The sequence below is a fragment of the Actinophytocola sp. genome (genome assembly GCF_036002505.1).
Lineage (GTDB): Bacteria > Actinomycetota > Actinomycetes > Mycobacteriales > Pseudonocardiaceae > DASYTH01.
Window position 1 is genome coordinate 24453 of the sequence record NZ_DASYTH010000351.1, and the last position, 12960, is coordinate 37412.

Annotated in this window: 17 protein-coding genes; 12 read left to right on the forward strand and 5 right to left on the reverse strand. The window is 67.1% G+C overall.

Features of this window, described 5'->3' with window-relative positions; translation table 11 throughout:
- Positions 1-685: 685 nt before the first annotated feature.
- Positions 686-1312, forward strand: a complete 627-nt coding sequence (locus tag VGR06_RS30740; RefSeq protein WP_327562662.1) for a DUF4232 domain-containing protein — start codon at positions 686-688, stop codon at positions 1310-1312.
- 285 nt (positions 1313-1597) lie between these two features.
- On the opposite strand, the gene VGR06_RS30745 is transcribed toward VGR06_RS30740, so the two are convergent.
- Both VGR06_RS30745 and VGR06_RS30750 read right to left on the reverse strand, forming a co-directional pair.
- Entirely contained in the window at positions 1598-2380 is a 783-nt protein-coding gene (locus tag VGR06_RS30745; RefSeq protein ID WP_327562663.1) for a crotonase/enoyl-CoA hydratase family protein, read from the reverse strand.
- 362 nt (positions 2381-2742) lie between these two features.
- Complete coding sequence (locus VGR06_RS30750) at positions 2743-2907, reverse strand: hypothetical protein (protein WP_327562664.1); 165 nt, start codon at positions 2905-2907, stop codon at positions 2743-2745.
- Positions 2908-3745: 838 nt separating this feature from the next.
- On the opposite strand from VGR06_RS30750, the gene VGR06_RS30755 reads away from it, so the two are divergent.
- From VGR06_RS30755 to VGR06_RS30780, 6 genes are all read left to right on the forward strand, one after another.
- Complete coding sequence (locus tag VGR06_RS30755) at positions 3746-4354, forward strand: hypothetical protein (RefSeq protein WP_327562665.1); 609 nt, start codon at positions 3746-3748, stop codon at positions 4352-4354.
- 412 nt (positions 4355-4766) lie between these two features.
- Complete coding sequence (locus VGR06_RS30760) at positions 4767-5036, forward strand: metal-sensitive transcriptional regulator (protein ID WP_327562666.1); 270 nt, start codon at positions 4767-4769, stop codon at positions 5034-5036.
- Positions 5037-5195: 159 nt separating this feature from the next.
- Positions 5196-6428 (forward strand): type III sulfide quinone reductase, selenoprotein subtype, encoded by a 1233-nt coding sequence (gene sqr / locus VGR06_RS30765; RefSeq protein WP_327562667.1) that lies wholly within the window; start codon positions 5196-5198, stop codon positions 6426-6428.
- A gap of 4 nt (positions 6429-6432) precedes the next feature.
- Positions 6433-6747 carry a TusE/DsrC/DsvC family sulfur relay protein gene (locus tag VGR06_RS30770; RefSeq protein WP_327562668.1) on the forward strand — a complete coding sequence of 105 codons (315 nt, stop codon included), beginning with the start codon at positions 6433-6435 and terminating at the stop codon, positions 6745-6747.
- 10 nt (positions 6748-6757) lie between these two features.
- A complete protein-coding gene (locus VGR06_RS30775; RefSeq protein ID WP_327562669.1) occupies positions 6758-7270 on the forward strand; it encodes a DsrE/DsrF/DrsH-like family protein in 513 nt (170 codons plus the stop codon).
- A 25-nt stretch (positions 7271-7295) separates the two neighbouring features.
- A complete protein-coding gene (locus VGR06_RS30780; protein ID WP_327562670.1) occupies positions 7296-7715 on the forward strand; it encodes an OsmC family protein in 420 nt (139 codons plus the stop codon).
- A 182-nt stretch (positions 7716-7897) separates the two neighbouring features.
- On the opposite strand, the gene VGR06_RS30785 is transcribed toward VGR06_RS30780, so the two are convergent.
- Together VGR06_RS30785 and VGR06_RS30790 are read right to left on the reverse strand one after the other, a co-directional pair.
- Positions 7898-8095 carry a hypothetical protein gene (locus tag VGR06_RS30785; RefSeq protein WP_327562671.1) on the reverse strand — a complete coding sequence of 66 codons (198 nt, stop codon included), beginning with the start codon at positions 8093-8095 and terminating at the stop codon, positions 7898-7900.
- 14 nt (positions 8096-8109) lie between these two features.
- Positions 8110-8697 carry an alpha/beta fold hydrolase gene (locus VGR06_RS30790; protein ID WP_327562672.1) on the reverse strand — a complete coding sequence of 196 codons (588 nt, stop codon included), beginning with the start codon at positions 8695-8697 and terminating at the stop codon, positions 8110-8112.
- Between VGR06_RS30790 and VGR06_RS30795 the strand changes: the two genes are divergently transcribed.
- Positions 8675-9463 (forward strand): IS110 family transposase, encoded by a 789-nt coding sequence (locus tag VGR06_RS30795; protein WP_327562673.1) that lies wholly within the window; start codon positions 8675-8677, stop codon positions 9461-9463. The genes VGR06_RS30790 and VGR06_RS30795 overlap by 23 nt on opposite strands.
- 134 nt (positions 9464-9597) lie before the next feature.
- Here VGR06_RS30795 and VGR06_RS30800 read toward each other — a convergent pair whose 3' ends face one another.
- Entirely contained in the window at positions 9598-10263 is a 666-nt protein-coding gene (locus tag VGR06_RS30800) for a hypothetical protein (RefSeq protein WP_327562674.1), read from the reverse strand.
- 41 nt (positions 10264-10304) lie between these two features.
- On the opposite strand from VGR06_RS30800, the gene VGR06_RS30805 reads away from it, so the two are divergent.
- The 4 genes from VGR06_RS30805 to VGR06_RS30820 are packed head-to-tail and all read left to right on the forward strand — an operon-like array spanning position 10305 to position 12660.
- Positions 10305-10496 carry a hypothetical protein gene (locus VGR06_RS30805; RefSeq protein WP_327562675.1) on the forward strand — a complete coding sequence of 64 codons (192 nt, stop codon included), beginning with the start codon at positions 10305-10307 and terminating at the stop codon, positions 10494-10496.
- A 9-nt stretch (positions 10497-10505) separates the two neighbouring features.
- On the forward strand, positions 10506-10979 hold the full coding sequence (locus VGR06_RS30810) for a GbsR/MarR family transcriptional regulator (protein ID WP_327562676.1): 474 nt from the start codon (positions 10506-10508) through the stop codon (positions 10977-10979).
- A complete protein-coding gene (locus VGR06_RS30815; protein ID WP_327562677.1) occupies positions 10979-11872 on the forward strand; it encodes an ABC transporter ATP-binding protein in 894 nt (297 codons plus the stop codon). Before VGR06_RS30810 ends, VGR06_RS30815 begins: the two co-directional genes overlap by 1 nt.
- Positions 11872-12660: an ABC transporter permease subunit gene (locus VGR06_RS30820; RefSeq protein ID WP_327562678.1), complete on the forward strand. Its 789-nt coding sequence runs from the start codon at positions 11872-11874 to the stop codon at positions 12658-12660. Before VGR06_RS30815 ends, VGR06_RS30820 begins: the two co-directional genes overlap by 1 nt.
- Positions 12661-12960: the final 300 nt, after the last annotated feature.

Consider the following 12960-nt stretch of genomic DNA (forward strand, 5'->3'; position numbering starts at 1 on the left):
CTGATCGTCATCGACGCGAACCGGCGGCGACGCCCCCGCTGCTGCTCGGCATCGGCGAGGTACACCCGGCCTTCTCGATGCACGCGGAATCCCTGATCGACGAGTGGGTTGAGCAGTGCCTCACCACGCTGCTCACCGAGTTCGGGCAAGCGCTGACCGGCGCACTGAGCCGGCTCGGCTACGACTCCTAGGCCAGTCCGCCGGTGTGGGGCGACGAGGGTCGGCGCCGCAGAGCGCCTACCGAGCCATGACCTATGTGATGGATAGCGCGGCTGGGCTCGATGGCCACGGGCAATGTCTGGGCGTTTATGCACGTCACCGAGGGGTCTCGGTTGCTGTGGCGAGGGTCCCGCGCCGGCGGTGGCCGCGTCCTCGCTGGCGCCGGATATCGCGCTGGGCTACGACTCGAGCAGCGTCGATGGCCAGACGGCAACGACACGGCCGCAGCCGACGCAGTCCTCGGCGCGGGCGCCGCCGACTGGGCCAGCCTGTCTGCGTCCCCACCCGCCCGACGATGCGCCTGCGCCGGGTACTGGGCACTGGAGGTACGGGCGATCGTCGAGCCGCCGAGCGACACCTGACGTGACGGGTGGCACGATCCCGGGATTCGCGCAGCGGCTCGCGTACGTACCGTCAAGGCTCGCCGCCACTCCGGCGGCGCTAGAGCTGATAGGGGTACGGCGCGATGCGACGCAACCTGCGACGGTACACCGTGGTAGCCGCGGCGGCGCTGGCGCTGGCCGGCTGTACGGCCGGGAAGTCAGCCGCGACGGCCGCCGCCCCCAGCCCTGGGGCGAGCGGCGCCACCGCCGGCATCGCCGCGAACGGCGCTCCGGTCAGCGCATCGCCCGCCGCAGGCGGGTCGGTCCGCTCGTCGGCGCCGTCGACCAACGCGTCCCCGCCGCTGCAGTGCACCACCGCTCAGCTGGCCATGAGCATCCCCGAGTCCACGAGCGCCAAGTTCCAGGAGGCCGGAAACCTCCTGCTGACCAACCGCGGTACCGCGCCCTGCACCCTGTCCGGTTACCCGACGCTGCAGCTGGGCGGCCCGTCGGGTCCGCTGCCCACCACGGTCTCCGCGCAGGCCGGCGCGGTCACCACGGTGAACGTGCCGCCGGGCCAGTCGGCGTCGTCCATGCTGATCTGGAACAAGTACGAAGACCAGGGCAACACCTGCCCGCCGTACCCGACGTCGGTCACCGTGACGCCGCCCGGGCAGGACGCCGGCAAGACCATCCCGTGGGTACCGAACATCGCCGGGTCGGTCTGCGGCGGCCTGATCCGGGTGTACCCGATCGTCGCGGGAGTCTGACCGCCGGCTCAGGAGTCGACGATCTCGCCCTCGATCGTGGTGCTGTCGTCCGGCGGTTGCGGCGGCCCGCGGCGTCCCCAGACCCGGCGCGGCCCGAACAGGTCGCCGGCCACAGCCGACGGCGGCCAGGAGCGCCAGCACCAAGATCGATGAGACCTCCCATCGGAACAGTCACACGTATATGACATCCGAAGCACGAACCTCGGACGAGACAGGGAGTCCGGGTACGGGCCGGTTGGTCGAGTTAGGTCGAAGCCGGCTGCCGGTCAATTGCCGAGGCGTTTATCAGATCGAGATCTGCCTGCGACTGGGCCTGTATGCGTGCGGCTTGTCGTTCCCGAACGACTCCGGTGGAAGGCTGGCGAGCCGACCAGCTTCGGCAAGAGCGGTAGTGATCAGATCTGCCGCAGGTACGACACAGTTGACGAACCCGGCGGCGAGCGCCTCCGGCGGCGAGTACATCCGGGCACCGGCAGTCGCCTCGCCATAAGCATCCGGGGCCAACCTGTCGCGGGCGAGCATAAGCAGCAGGCCAGGCAGCGGAAGTCCGATGGCGGCCTCGTTGAAGCCGATCGTAAACTCGCCTGCGGCGGCCAGACGGACATCACCGGCGAGAAGGAGTGCCGCTCCGGCGGCAACCGCGTTGCCGGTGCACGCCACGACGAGGGGGATCGGCGACGTGAGGTAGCGGATCAGCATGTTCCACCCGGTTCGTAACAGGTCCTGCCGGGCCGGTCCGCCGATCACCAGGGTGTCGAGATCGAATCCGGCCGAGAACTGCCCGGCGCGGCCTGCCAGCACGACTGCCATGACCTTCTCGTCGGAGGGGACGCACTCATGAGCTTCCGCCAGTAACTTCGCCGCATGCCGCGAAATGGCGTTGACCTTGCCATCGTCGAAGGTGATCACGGCCACCCTATCGACCAGGTCGACGGTGACCTGCGGTCGCGGCGGCCGACTGAAGTGACTCAAGCGTCGTGACCGGACGATGACCCGACGCACCGGTACAGGCAGGCGCTGCCAACGAGTGATCACCTGTCGAGCGTCCGCTGAGAGTCTCTCGCTCATCGGCCCACCTCGCTCGCGTCTCCGCTGGTGGATACGACACCTAATCCTCGGCCGGATGGCTCAACGGCTTCCAGAGGCCAACGTCCTCAACTCGGCATTATGCAGGTGATCCTTGGCAGGCGGCGCGAGGGAAGCCCCGAGCCCGGCGGGCCCAGGGCTTCCACATCAGCACGGTGTGTCAGTGACCGCATCCACCTGACGGCGGTGGCGGAGGCTGGTGGCCGGCACATCCGCTGTTGCTGCCTGGGCCACCGCCTGCGTCTGCGTAGGCTGGCGCGCTGACGCCGCCGATGAGCAGGGCGACGGCTGCGATAACGGCTGCGATTCTGCGTTTCATGGCACTCCTTTAGAGGACTCTGCTGCTAGTGGCAGCTGGCCGGGCGGTCGTCAGGGTTGCCTGTGCATTGACCGCTCTGCCCCGCGCCGTTGCCGCCGTTGGTGGGCGGCGGCGCATTTGCCAGGGCCGGCCCGGCGACGAGCACGGCGCCGAACAGGCCCGCCACAATCGCGGCTGCGATACGCTTCATTTACTTCACCTCCCTCCGCCTCATGCCATTTCCTTCGACCTTAACGCCGACTCCACTCGCTCCTGCTCGGACGCTTCCGTCCGGCTCTATCTTTGGACGGGGAGCCGTATTGCGTTCATAAGTACGTGACTTGTCGCAAAAAGGCCTGGGGCGGCCGTTGAAGGATGACACGCCGCCGGAAGGAGATTCGAACCCAGGAGGGTCGGCAAGGCGAACGAAAAGGAGAAAAAGTCCCCCTCGTGCGATTACTCCCCGGTCGCAAACGACCTTGATCCGTTAGCGCAGACCTAAGCCCCGCAGCAAATCCCTTCCCCCCAGAAGATATTAGGCCTGCACCACACGTTATATGCTCTAGGGCAGGCGCTGCGCAAGACCCTTGTACTTGGTCATCTTCTCGACAGTAGACCAACAAAATTCGTTAAGATAGATGCAATTAAGATTGTTTGATGTAAGCGTCTGCATCGCGTACTCGGTCACCGTGTCCACCGGCCGACGGTACGCCTGACTCGGAGCTGGGTGGACAGACCGCGCGGCGAACCACCGCGCTGTAATTCACCAGGTCGAGCCGCACTTCGCGCCTTGATTCACGCTGCCTCCGGAGCTGTCCAATTGGGCGGAAATGACACTGCCCAAGGAGCGTTGACCCAGGCTGCGGCACTATGGCGCGGCTCGGCATTGTCACGCAAACGACAGGCGCCTGCGCTGTTCGACCGTTGGGCGCGGGCGGACAATCAGCGGGCAGACGTTCCCAGCATGGCTGCGTGCACGGCCGCGTCCACAGGACTAGGTGGGACCACAACGCGAAATATCGGGTTCCGGCCAGAAAGGGAGGACTGTCATGCACCTACGGTTGCGGTCGATGACAATGTTGCGAGGCGCCCAGGCTGTCGGGCTGTCGGGGCTGATCACATGCGGCATCCTTCTCGCCGCGGCGCAACCTGCTGCGGCCCAGCTCGTCGATCACTCTCACGCGCACAACGTGTTTACCATCCCCGACGACGAGGTCTGTGGCCTGTCAGTCACCACCACGGTCGATGTCGTAGCCAACGAGCAGGAACGGATAGCCACGAGCGGATTTCCGCTATTCAAGTCCACCGGCAGCGGCACGGTGACCTTCACCAACCCCGAGACCGGGAAATCAGTCGTGAACCGCTTCGCCGGATCCACGATGGATCTCACCGTGACCGACAACGGGGACAGCACGATTACCCTGCGCACCGCTGTCACCGGGCTCCCCGAACAGATCAGGTTGCCTGACGGGACCGTGGCGATCAGGGACGCCGGCCGAGTCGTGTTCGTCACCGTGCTTGACTACAACGGCACCCCGACCGACACCAGCGACGACGAATTCGTCTCCCAGGAGATCGAGTCGATCTCCGGACCGCACCCCGACCTCGAAAGCGACTTCGAGCTTTACTGCGCCACGCTGGTTCCGGCCCTAACCTGAGTGCACGAAACGTCCCTTGCCCGCAAAATGGGACCGGGTGACGGCGCGGTCGGTGGAGCCTGCGTCAGGCGACTGACCGCAGGGTTGGCGGGAAGCGGGCGGCTCGCCACCGCGTGCTGGTTGGCGAATCTGGTGCAAGCTGGGGACGGCGACCCGCTGGACCAGGTGACGCGGAGGCGGGCCCCGGGGAGTGCCCTCGTTGCGCGACCGTGTCGTTGTCGAGCCGTAGTCCTGGTAGGGGCGTACTTGCCGTACGGCCGGCGGCGGGAGTATGTGGCGGTGAGGTGCCACGGAGGATGTCGGCGCAGTGGGGAGCCGTGCATCCTGCCGCGTCGTCATGCGTCAGGAATCCGTCGGGTAATACCCCCGGGGGTAGACTGGATCCCGAGCGCGGTGATGATGGGAGACGGCGATGCAGGTGGATGAGGGCGCGACGGGTGATGTGATCAAGCGTTTGCGCCGTGCCGAAGGGCAGATCCGGGGTGTTATCGGGATGCTCGAAGAGGGCCGCGACTGCGCCGACGTGGTCACACAGTTGGCCGCCGTATCCCGGGCGCTCGACCGGGCCGGTTTCAAAATCATCGCGAGTGGTCTGCAGCAGTGCATCACTGCCGGCGAGGACGGGGAGGACCAGGCGGTGAACCTGGAGCGGATGGAGAAACTCTTTCTGTCCCTCGCCTGACTCCTGCAGGCAGCTGAAAGGTCGGCCGGGCGCTCGCGTCCGGCCGGCCTTCACAGTTCCGGGCGTTCCACCGTCCCGGTCGGCCCACACGGTCAGGACTTCTGTCTCTACGGCGACCTCCGCCACCTGCATACCGTGGGGGGTATAGAGGAGGTCGTGATGAAACGGCTACTGGTTCTGGGTGCCGGTACGGCGGGCACAATGGTGGTCAACAAGCTGCGCCGCCGTCTGGACAAGGCCGACTGGCAGATCGCGGTGGTCGATCAGACTGACCGGCATTTCTACCAGCCCGGTTTTCTGTTCGTCCCGTTCGGTGTCTACTCGCCCGACGAGATCGTCAAGCCGCGGCAGCGGTTCATCCCGGACGGGGTGGACCTGGTCTATGGCGAAGTGGACCGGGTGGAGCCGGACGCCAACGAGGTGCTGCTCAGCGACGGGCGCCGGCTACCCTACGACTACCTGGTCATCGCCACCGGCGTGGAGCCGCGGCCGGACCAGACCCCGGGCATGCTGGATGGCGGGCAGTGGCGGGAGAGCATCTTCGACTTCTACACCTACGACGGTGCGGTCGCGCTCGCCAACGCCCTTGACCGGTTCGACGGCGGCCGGTTGGTGGTGCACATCGTGGATATGCCGATCAAGTGTCCGGTGGCGCCGCTGGAGTTCACGTTTCTCGCCGACGCGTACTTCCGGCAGCGCGGCATGCGCGACCGGGTGGAGCTCACCTACGCCACGCCGCTGCCCGGCGCGTTCACCAAGCTGATCGCCTCGAAGCACCTGGGCGCGATGCTGAACGAGCGCAAGATCGCCGTGGAGACCGACTTCCTGGTCGAGCGCATCGATGGCACGACCCTAGTCTCCTACGACGAGCGCGAGATCGACTTCGACCTGCTGGTGACCGTGCCGCTGAACATGGGCGCCGAGTACGTGGCCCGCTCGGGGCTGGGCAACGAGCTCAACCTGGTGGCGGTGGACAAACACACGCTGCTGTCGAAGGCGTACCCGAACATCTTCGCCCTCGGCGACGCCAGCGACATCCCCGCCTCCAAGGCCGGCTCCGTCGCGCACTTCTCGGTCGAGATCTTCGCGGACAACTTCCTCCAGCACGCGCGCGGCGAGCCGATGACCGGACGCTTCGACGGGCACGCCAACTGCTTCGTGGAGTCCGGCGACGGCAAGGGCCTGCTCATCGACTTCAACTACGACACCGAGCCGCTGCCCGGCAAGTACCCGATTCCCGGCATCGGCCCGTTCACCCTGCTCGAAGAGACCGAGATCAACCACTGGGGCAAGCTGGTGTTCCGCTGGATGTACTGGAACCTGCTGCTGCCCGGGCGGCCCATCCCGCTGCCGGCGCACATGTCGATGGCCGGCAAACACACCGAGGAGTGAAACCATGCCTGTCACCAGCATCGCCGGGCGCGAGGTCCACGTCGACGACGAAGGCTTTCTGACCGTCTACGACGAGTGGGACGACGTCCTCGCCAAGCAGCTCGCCGCGCAGATCGGCATCGACCTGACCGACGCGCACTGGAAGGCCATCCGGTTCCTGCGCGCCGACTACAAGACCCAGGGTGAGACCGCCACCATCAGGCGGGTCTCGACATTGGGCGAGATCCCGACCAAGGAGCTGTTCACCTTGTTCCCCAAGAAGCCGGCCAAGAAGATGGCCTACATCGCCGGCCTGCCCAAGCCACACGGCTGCGTGTGAGGGAGAAGCCATGACCACCCAGACCGTCCCGGCGATCGTGCCCAACTTCGACGACGACACGACGACCGGCCGCAAGCTCGCCATCATCTGCTCCAAGGGCAACCTCGACATGGCCTACCCGGGCCTGGTGCTCGCCAACGCCGCGCTCGGCGAAGGCGTGGAGACGCACTTGTTCTTCACGTTCTGGGGCTTCGACATGATCACAAAGTCCCGGATGCGTGACCTGAAGTTCACCCCGCTGGGACACACCGCCACCCACATGCCCCAGGGCCTCGGCGGCGTCCCCGGGATGACCGCCATGGCCACCCACATGATGAAAAAGCAGATCGCCGACGTCGGCGTACCAGAGGTGCCGGAATTTCTGGAGCAGATCGTCGCCTCCGGCGGGCACCTGTGGGCCTGCCGGATGTCCGCGGACATGATGCACCTCACCAAAGCCGACCTCTACGACGAGGTCGAGGGCATCATCAGCGCCGCCGACTTCATCGAAAAGACGGACGGCGCCCAACTGCTGTTCATCTGATCCGACGACCGGAGGAGGAGCCACCATGCAGGCAGCCGGGTCAGTGGGGACCGAGCGCGTCGACGTCGACTTCCTCGACGGCGAAGCCTACGACATCCGGGTGCGCGGCCACCGGGTACTCGTGGACCAGCCGGCCGACCTGGGCGGGGCCGACCGGGCCCCCACGCCGACGGAGCTGTTCGTCGGGTCCCTGGCCGCCTGTGTGGCGTTCTACGCCGGCCGGTACCTCACGCGCCACGGATTCGACCGGGATGGCTTGGAAGTGCACGCCGACTTCGACGTGGCCACCGACCGGCCGGCCCGGGTCGCCGCTATGCGTATCACGGTGCGGGTACCCGACGACTTTCCCGCCGAGCGCCGTGCGGCGCTGGCCGCCGTCGCCTCCCATTGCACCGTGCACAACACTCTGACCATCCAGCCGGACGTCACGGTCGCCGTCGAGTGAGTTGGCCCCACGGCCGAGTGGACGAATGGCGGGCGCGACAGCGGGTAGCGCACACGGGATCGATCCTTGTGCGTGAAGGAGACGCGATGGCGATCAGCGCCCCGTTGTTACACCACCGATGTCGGGATGCCGAGCGTCCGGCTGCCGGGCATCATCCTCGGGGTCGGGCGTTTCAGCGCTGGTCAGCGCGCCGAGGATGCGAACGGCGTGGCGTAGAAGACGAAGTGACCTTCGTGCTCGCAGAGCGTGAGGACGGCGCCCGGAATGGTGCGGCCGTAGTGCTCGCCGATGGGGCGACGGACGTTCCTGTCATTTGCGCCCTGCCACCCGAAGGTCGGCACGTCGATGCCTTCGACGCGGAAGCCCCAATGGTTGGTCACGGCCAGTGCGTCGGTCAGGACCGGGCCGGTGCCGGCTCGGCACATGGCCAGAGCGGCGTCGGCGATCGCCGCGGCGCGTCGGGCCTGGCGTCGAGGACCGCCCGGTCAGGCGCCGCAACGGAACGGTACATCTGCGTGATGAAACGGTCCGGGCCGCGGGCGATCGACCGGGTCATGCCCGCGACGGCGGGGCGGGCCAGCCACCCGGCGGTGCGCGCCAGCGCGAACATCAGCCGGGTCGGGGGCATCATCCGTTCGGTGGCGCGGGGCCGGTCGAGCGGCCCCATCGCTGACACCGGGCCCATGGCTCGGACCCGGCTACCGAGGGCGTGAGCCACGGCGAGCGCGTACGGGCCGCCGAAGGAGAAGCCGAGCACGGCGAACCGCTCGATGCCCAGAGCGTCGACGAGCGCGGCGATGTCGTCCAGCCAGTCCCGCAGGCGCCGCCCGGCGCGGAAGTCCGACCCGCCCACGCCGGGCCGGTCGACGGCGATGATCCGTGCCCCGGCACTGCTCGCGGCCTCGTCGTTGGGTGCGAAATCGAGGTGCGAGCCCGGCCGCAACGCGCGGCTTGCTCGGTTGCGGATTCTTGTCCCGGTCACGAACGCGATCGTCGGCATCGATCTGGCAGACAAGAAGCAGATGGTCGTGGTCACCGATCATGACTCGAAAGTGTTGGCACGTACGACATTCAGACGCCATGCAGGGGATCTGGGGACAGCCTCGGACTGGGCCGGCAAACAGGCTTCGTCGAAGGGTTCACCGGTGTCACGGTGGCGTGCGAGCCCGACTGGTCATCGCTGGCGGGTGCTGGGCCAGTTGGCCGCGGAGCGAGAGATGCCGTTCGGGTGTGTCCAGCCGATGCTGACGTCGTGGGCACGCCGCAGCGAGGACCTGACCTTCGACAAGACCGACGAGAAAGACGCCGTGATCATCGCCCGGCTGACGGCTCAGCTGCGCTGCTACCGGCCCGAACCGATCGATGAGACCCGGGGCCGGCTAGGGCATCTGGGCGCGCGTCGTGCACAGCTGCTCGTGGAAGCGGGCAGCCAGGTCCAGCAGATGCGGGCCCTGGTGGAGTGTGTCTGGCCCGCCGCGCTACAGACCGCGCGGCAGCCGTTCCGCTCCTCGACCTGGACCGCGGCGATCAGCGTCATGGTGCACCGTGATGGCGGGGACCTGGCCCGGACCCGCCGGCTGGGCCCGACACGGTGGGAGTCCGCGGTGCGCCGGGAGATCATCCGACGCGGGAATCAGAAGCCCTGTATGCGGATCGTGCTGCTGCTGTTCGCGGCACTGAGCGACCCGGCCGGTGTGATGACAGGTGCCAACGTCGAGCAACGCCGACGATCCAACGCCGCCGGCTGATGTTCGGTCGCGCAACCATGCCGAGGCATGCGACATCCGCGTGAGAAAGCCGCGATGACAAACCGTTGAGACACCGTGCCAAGCCTGCAGGCCCGAGACGACATGTCTCGGGCGTCTTCAGAAGGGACCCGCCATCAAGATCCGACATCCGCTCTTCGGCACAACCGCGCACTTGACCAACGACGTAGGCGGGACACGTTCCGTAGCGCTCGGTCGGCGGCATATCCGTAAACCTGATCATGGCGGAACTCGCTCGCGCGGTTACATGCCGCGAACGGGGTGAAGCCGGTTGCCGTGTTCACCTCAGTCCGAGGCATCCGGACTCTCGGCAGGGAGGATCCGGGGTCGGTGCCGGGTGGGAGGAAGGCGAGAGCGCTGGGGTCGCAGTCTTCGCCGTGGTCCTCACGCCAGCCGACGGCGCCGGTGACTACGTAGTCCAATCCGTCTGCTGATTCGAGCATGAGGACACGGTGGTTCCCTGCGGCTCCGGCCACCAACGGCGGGGCCACCGGCGGCGCGGGCAGCACAGTTTGCGAGCGCAACTGGCCGGTTGCCTGGTCCATCGCGAGGATCGCGCCGCTGCCCGGTGCCGCTGCGTCCCTGCCGGCGAGCGGCTCGACCTGGGGCAGCCAGAGCGCGCCGGCCGCTAGGACCGGCGGTGCGGCCAACCGCTCGACACTGCCCATTAGCGCCCGGCGCCCGACCGGCTGACCGGTGGCCGCGTCGACCGTGGCCAGGAACGGCTCATCCGGGTCACCGTCCTCTATCCCGAAGTAGCGCAGCTGGTTGGTCTCCAGCACCCGGCGCGCCTCGCTTCCTCGGTACCGATGGGAAACGCGAGATGCTCACCTTCATCGACGGAGAGGTGCCGGCCGACCCCGCAATGGCATGCGGCCCGCTGGCCGAAGCCACGGTTGAGGACGGATCCACTCGGCGAGCCTTGGCGACGGTGATCTTCAACCGGCTCGGTCGCGAAGGCAAAGGCCTTGCAGCACTACACCGTGTGATAAGTTTAAACAGTTTCGAACTTTAGGAGATTACCGTGGAGGAGGAGCGGCTGTTCGCCGACGAGGTGGGCATGGTGCTGTCCGGGATGGGCATGCCCGCCGCGTTCGGCAAGCTGATGGGCTGGCTGCTCATCTGCGACCCGCCGCAGCAGACCAGCACGCAGCTGGCCCGGTCGCTCGGGCTCTCGAAGGGCTCGGTGAGCACGGGCATGCGCGCGCTGGAACAGCTCGGGATGGTGCGGCGAGTGCCTGTGCGCGGGCGTGGCCATGCCTACGAGATGTTGCCCGACGCGCTCGTGCGCACGGTCGACGCACGCCGGCTTTACATGGTCATCCACGACGTGATGCAGAAGGGCATCGACGTACTCGGCGGCGACGAGAGCCTGCCGCGGGCGCAGCGGCTGCGGGTGACCCGCGACTTCTATGCCTTCGTGGCCGAGCGGGTCCCGCAACTGATTGACGAGTTCGCCAGAAAAGAAGGATTGTCTCAGCAGCGAAAGGACACGTGATGGCGGATACCCCGGCCATCCAGACCGAGGCGTTGGTCAAGCGCTACGGCCGCGGGGGCACCACAGCGTTGAAGGGCCTGGACCTCACCGTCTCGGCCGGCGAGGTCTTCGGGTACCTCGGCCCCAACGGGGCCGGCAAGAGCACCACGGTCCGCATCTTGCTGGATCTGATCCGGCCCACCTCGGGTAGCGTGCGCGTCCTCGGCGTCGATCCGCGCTCCGCCCACGAACTTCGCGCCAAAATCGGCTACCTGGCCGGTGATTTCGTTGCCAACGGCCGGCAGACCGGACGGGAGTTGCTCACCTACCTTGGCGACCTGCGCGGCGGCGTTCCCGCGCAACGCATCGAACAGCTCGCGTCCGCTTGGGACCTCGATCTGAACAAGCGGATCGGCAGCCTCTCCAAGGGAAACCGGCAGAAGCTCGGCGTCCTGCAGGCCTTCATGCACCGGCCGCCCCTGCTCATCCTCGACGAGCCGACCAGCGGGCTCGATCCGTTCCTGCAGCAGCAGTTCGTCTCGCTCGTGCGCGAAGCCGCCGACAACGGTCAGACGGTCTTCATGTCCTCGCACGTGATGAGCGAGGTGCAGCAGACCTGCGACCGCGTAGGCATCATCCGCTCAGGCTCCCTGGTCGCCGTCGAGCACATCGACGACCTGCGCAAGCGGGCGCTGCGCAAGATCGAGGTGCACTTCGACTCCGACGCGCCCACCCTTAACGCAGCCGGCACATCCGATGTGGTCGTCGACGGAAAGATGCTGCGCTGTAAGCTTTCCGGCGACGCTGACGCGCTGGTGAAGGCACTGGCCCGCTACCACGTGGTGGATCTGATCAGCGAGGAGCCCGAGCTCGAAGAGCTCTTCTTCACCTACTACCAGCACGAGGAGGCGTGATGCGCGTCTTCTGGAAGTCGATGCGGGACAACCGTCGCGCGTGGATCGGGTGGACTGCGGCGCTGACCGCGGTCGCGGCCATGTACGCCTCGTTCTACCCCAGCATCAACAACCCGGCGATGGCCGACGCCTTGAACTCGTTCCCGCAGTCGGTCAAAGAAGCGTTCCACATGGAGGACTACACCAAACCCGAGAACTACTTCGCGGTCAGCGTGTTCGGTCTGCTCGTGCCCGTCCTGGTCGCCGTCTTCGCCATCTCCGCTGGGGTCAAGGCCGTCGCCGGTGACGAGGAAGCGGGCACGCTGGATCTCGTCCAGGCCCAGCCCGTGAGCCGTGTTTCGCTCGCGCTGCAACGCTTTCTCGCCATCATCGTGGCTTTGGTCGCGATCGCGGCCGTCATGTGCCTCGTCGTCATCGCGTTGCGCGGCCCTGGCCAGTTCACAGCGCTCTCTCCCGGCCGCCTGTTCGCGATCTGCCTGCAGCTGGCGCTGTTCGGGCTGCTGTTCGCCGCGCTCGCCTACGGTGTCGGCGCGTGGACCGGACGCCGGGTCTACGCCATCGCGGTGGGCGCCGCCGTTGCGGTGTTGGGCTACCTCGGCGACTCCTTCTTTACGCAGATCGACAGCCTGGAATGGACGGAGAAGTTCTCTCCCTTCGACTGGTACCTGGGTGGAGAACCCTTGAAGCATGGCGTGCAATGGGGCCACGCCGGCCTCCTGCTCGGGCTCGCCGTTCTATTCGTCGCCGCAGGCACCTGGCGCTACAACCAACGCGACATCGCCGTGTGACTTGCGGCTCGCCTGCGTGGCGCGGGTGACGCCGTGACGCAGTCCTGATCAAGAGGGTTTCCGTCGAGGTCTGGGCCGCCGCCCAGCCCTCGACGACGGTCAGGGCATCGGGTGGGCGAGGAAGAAGTCCCAGCTGATGCCGGTGGGTTCGGCCCGGACGGGTCGCAGTAGAGGCGGCAGGAACAGCTATGGGGGGGCAGATCCGGATTCGGTGGGGTCCTGTTCAGGTTGCTTGTCGGCGTGCGAGCCACTCCCGATACTCGGTCTTGGCGATGACGGCGCCCTCCTTGGCGATCAGGC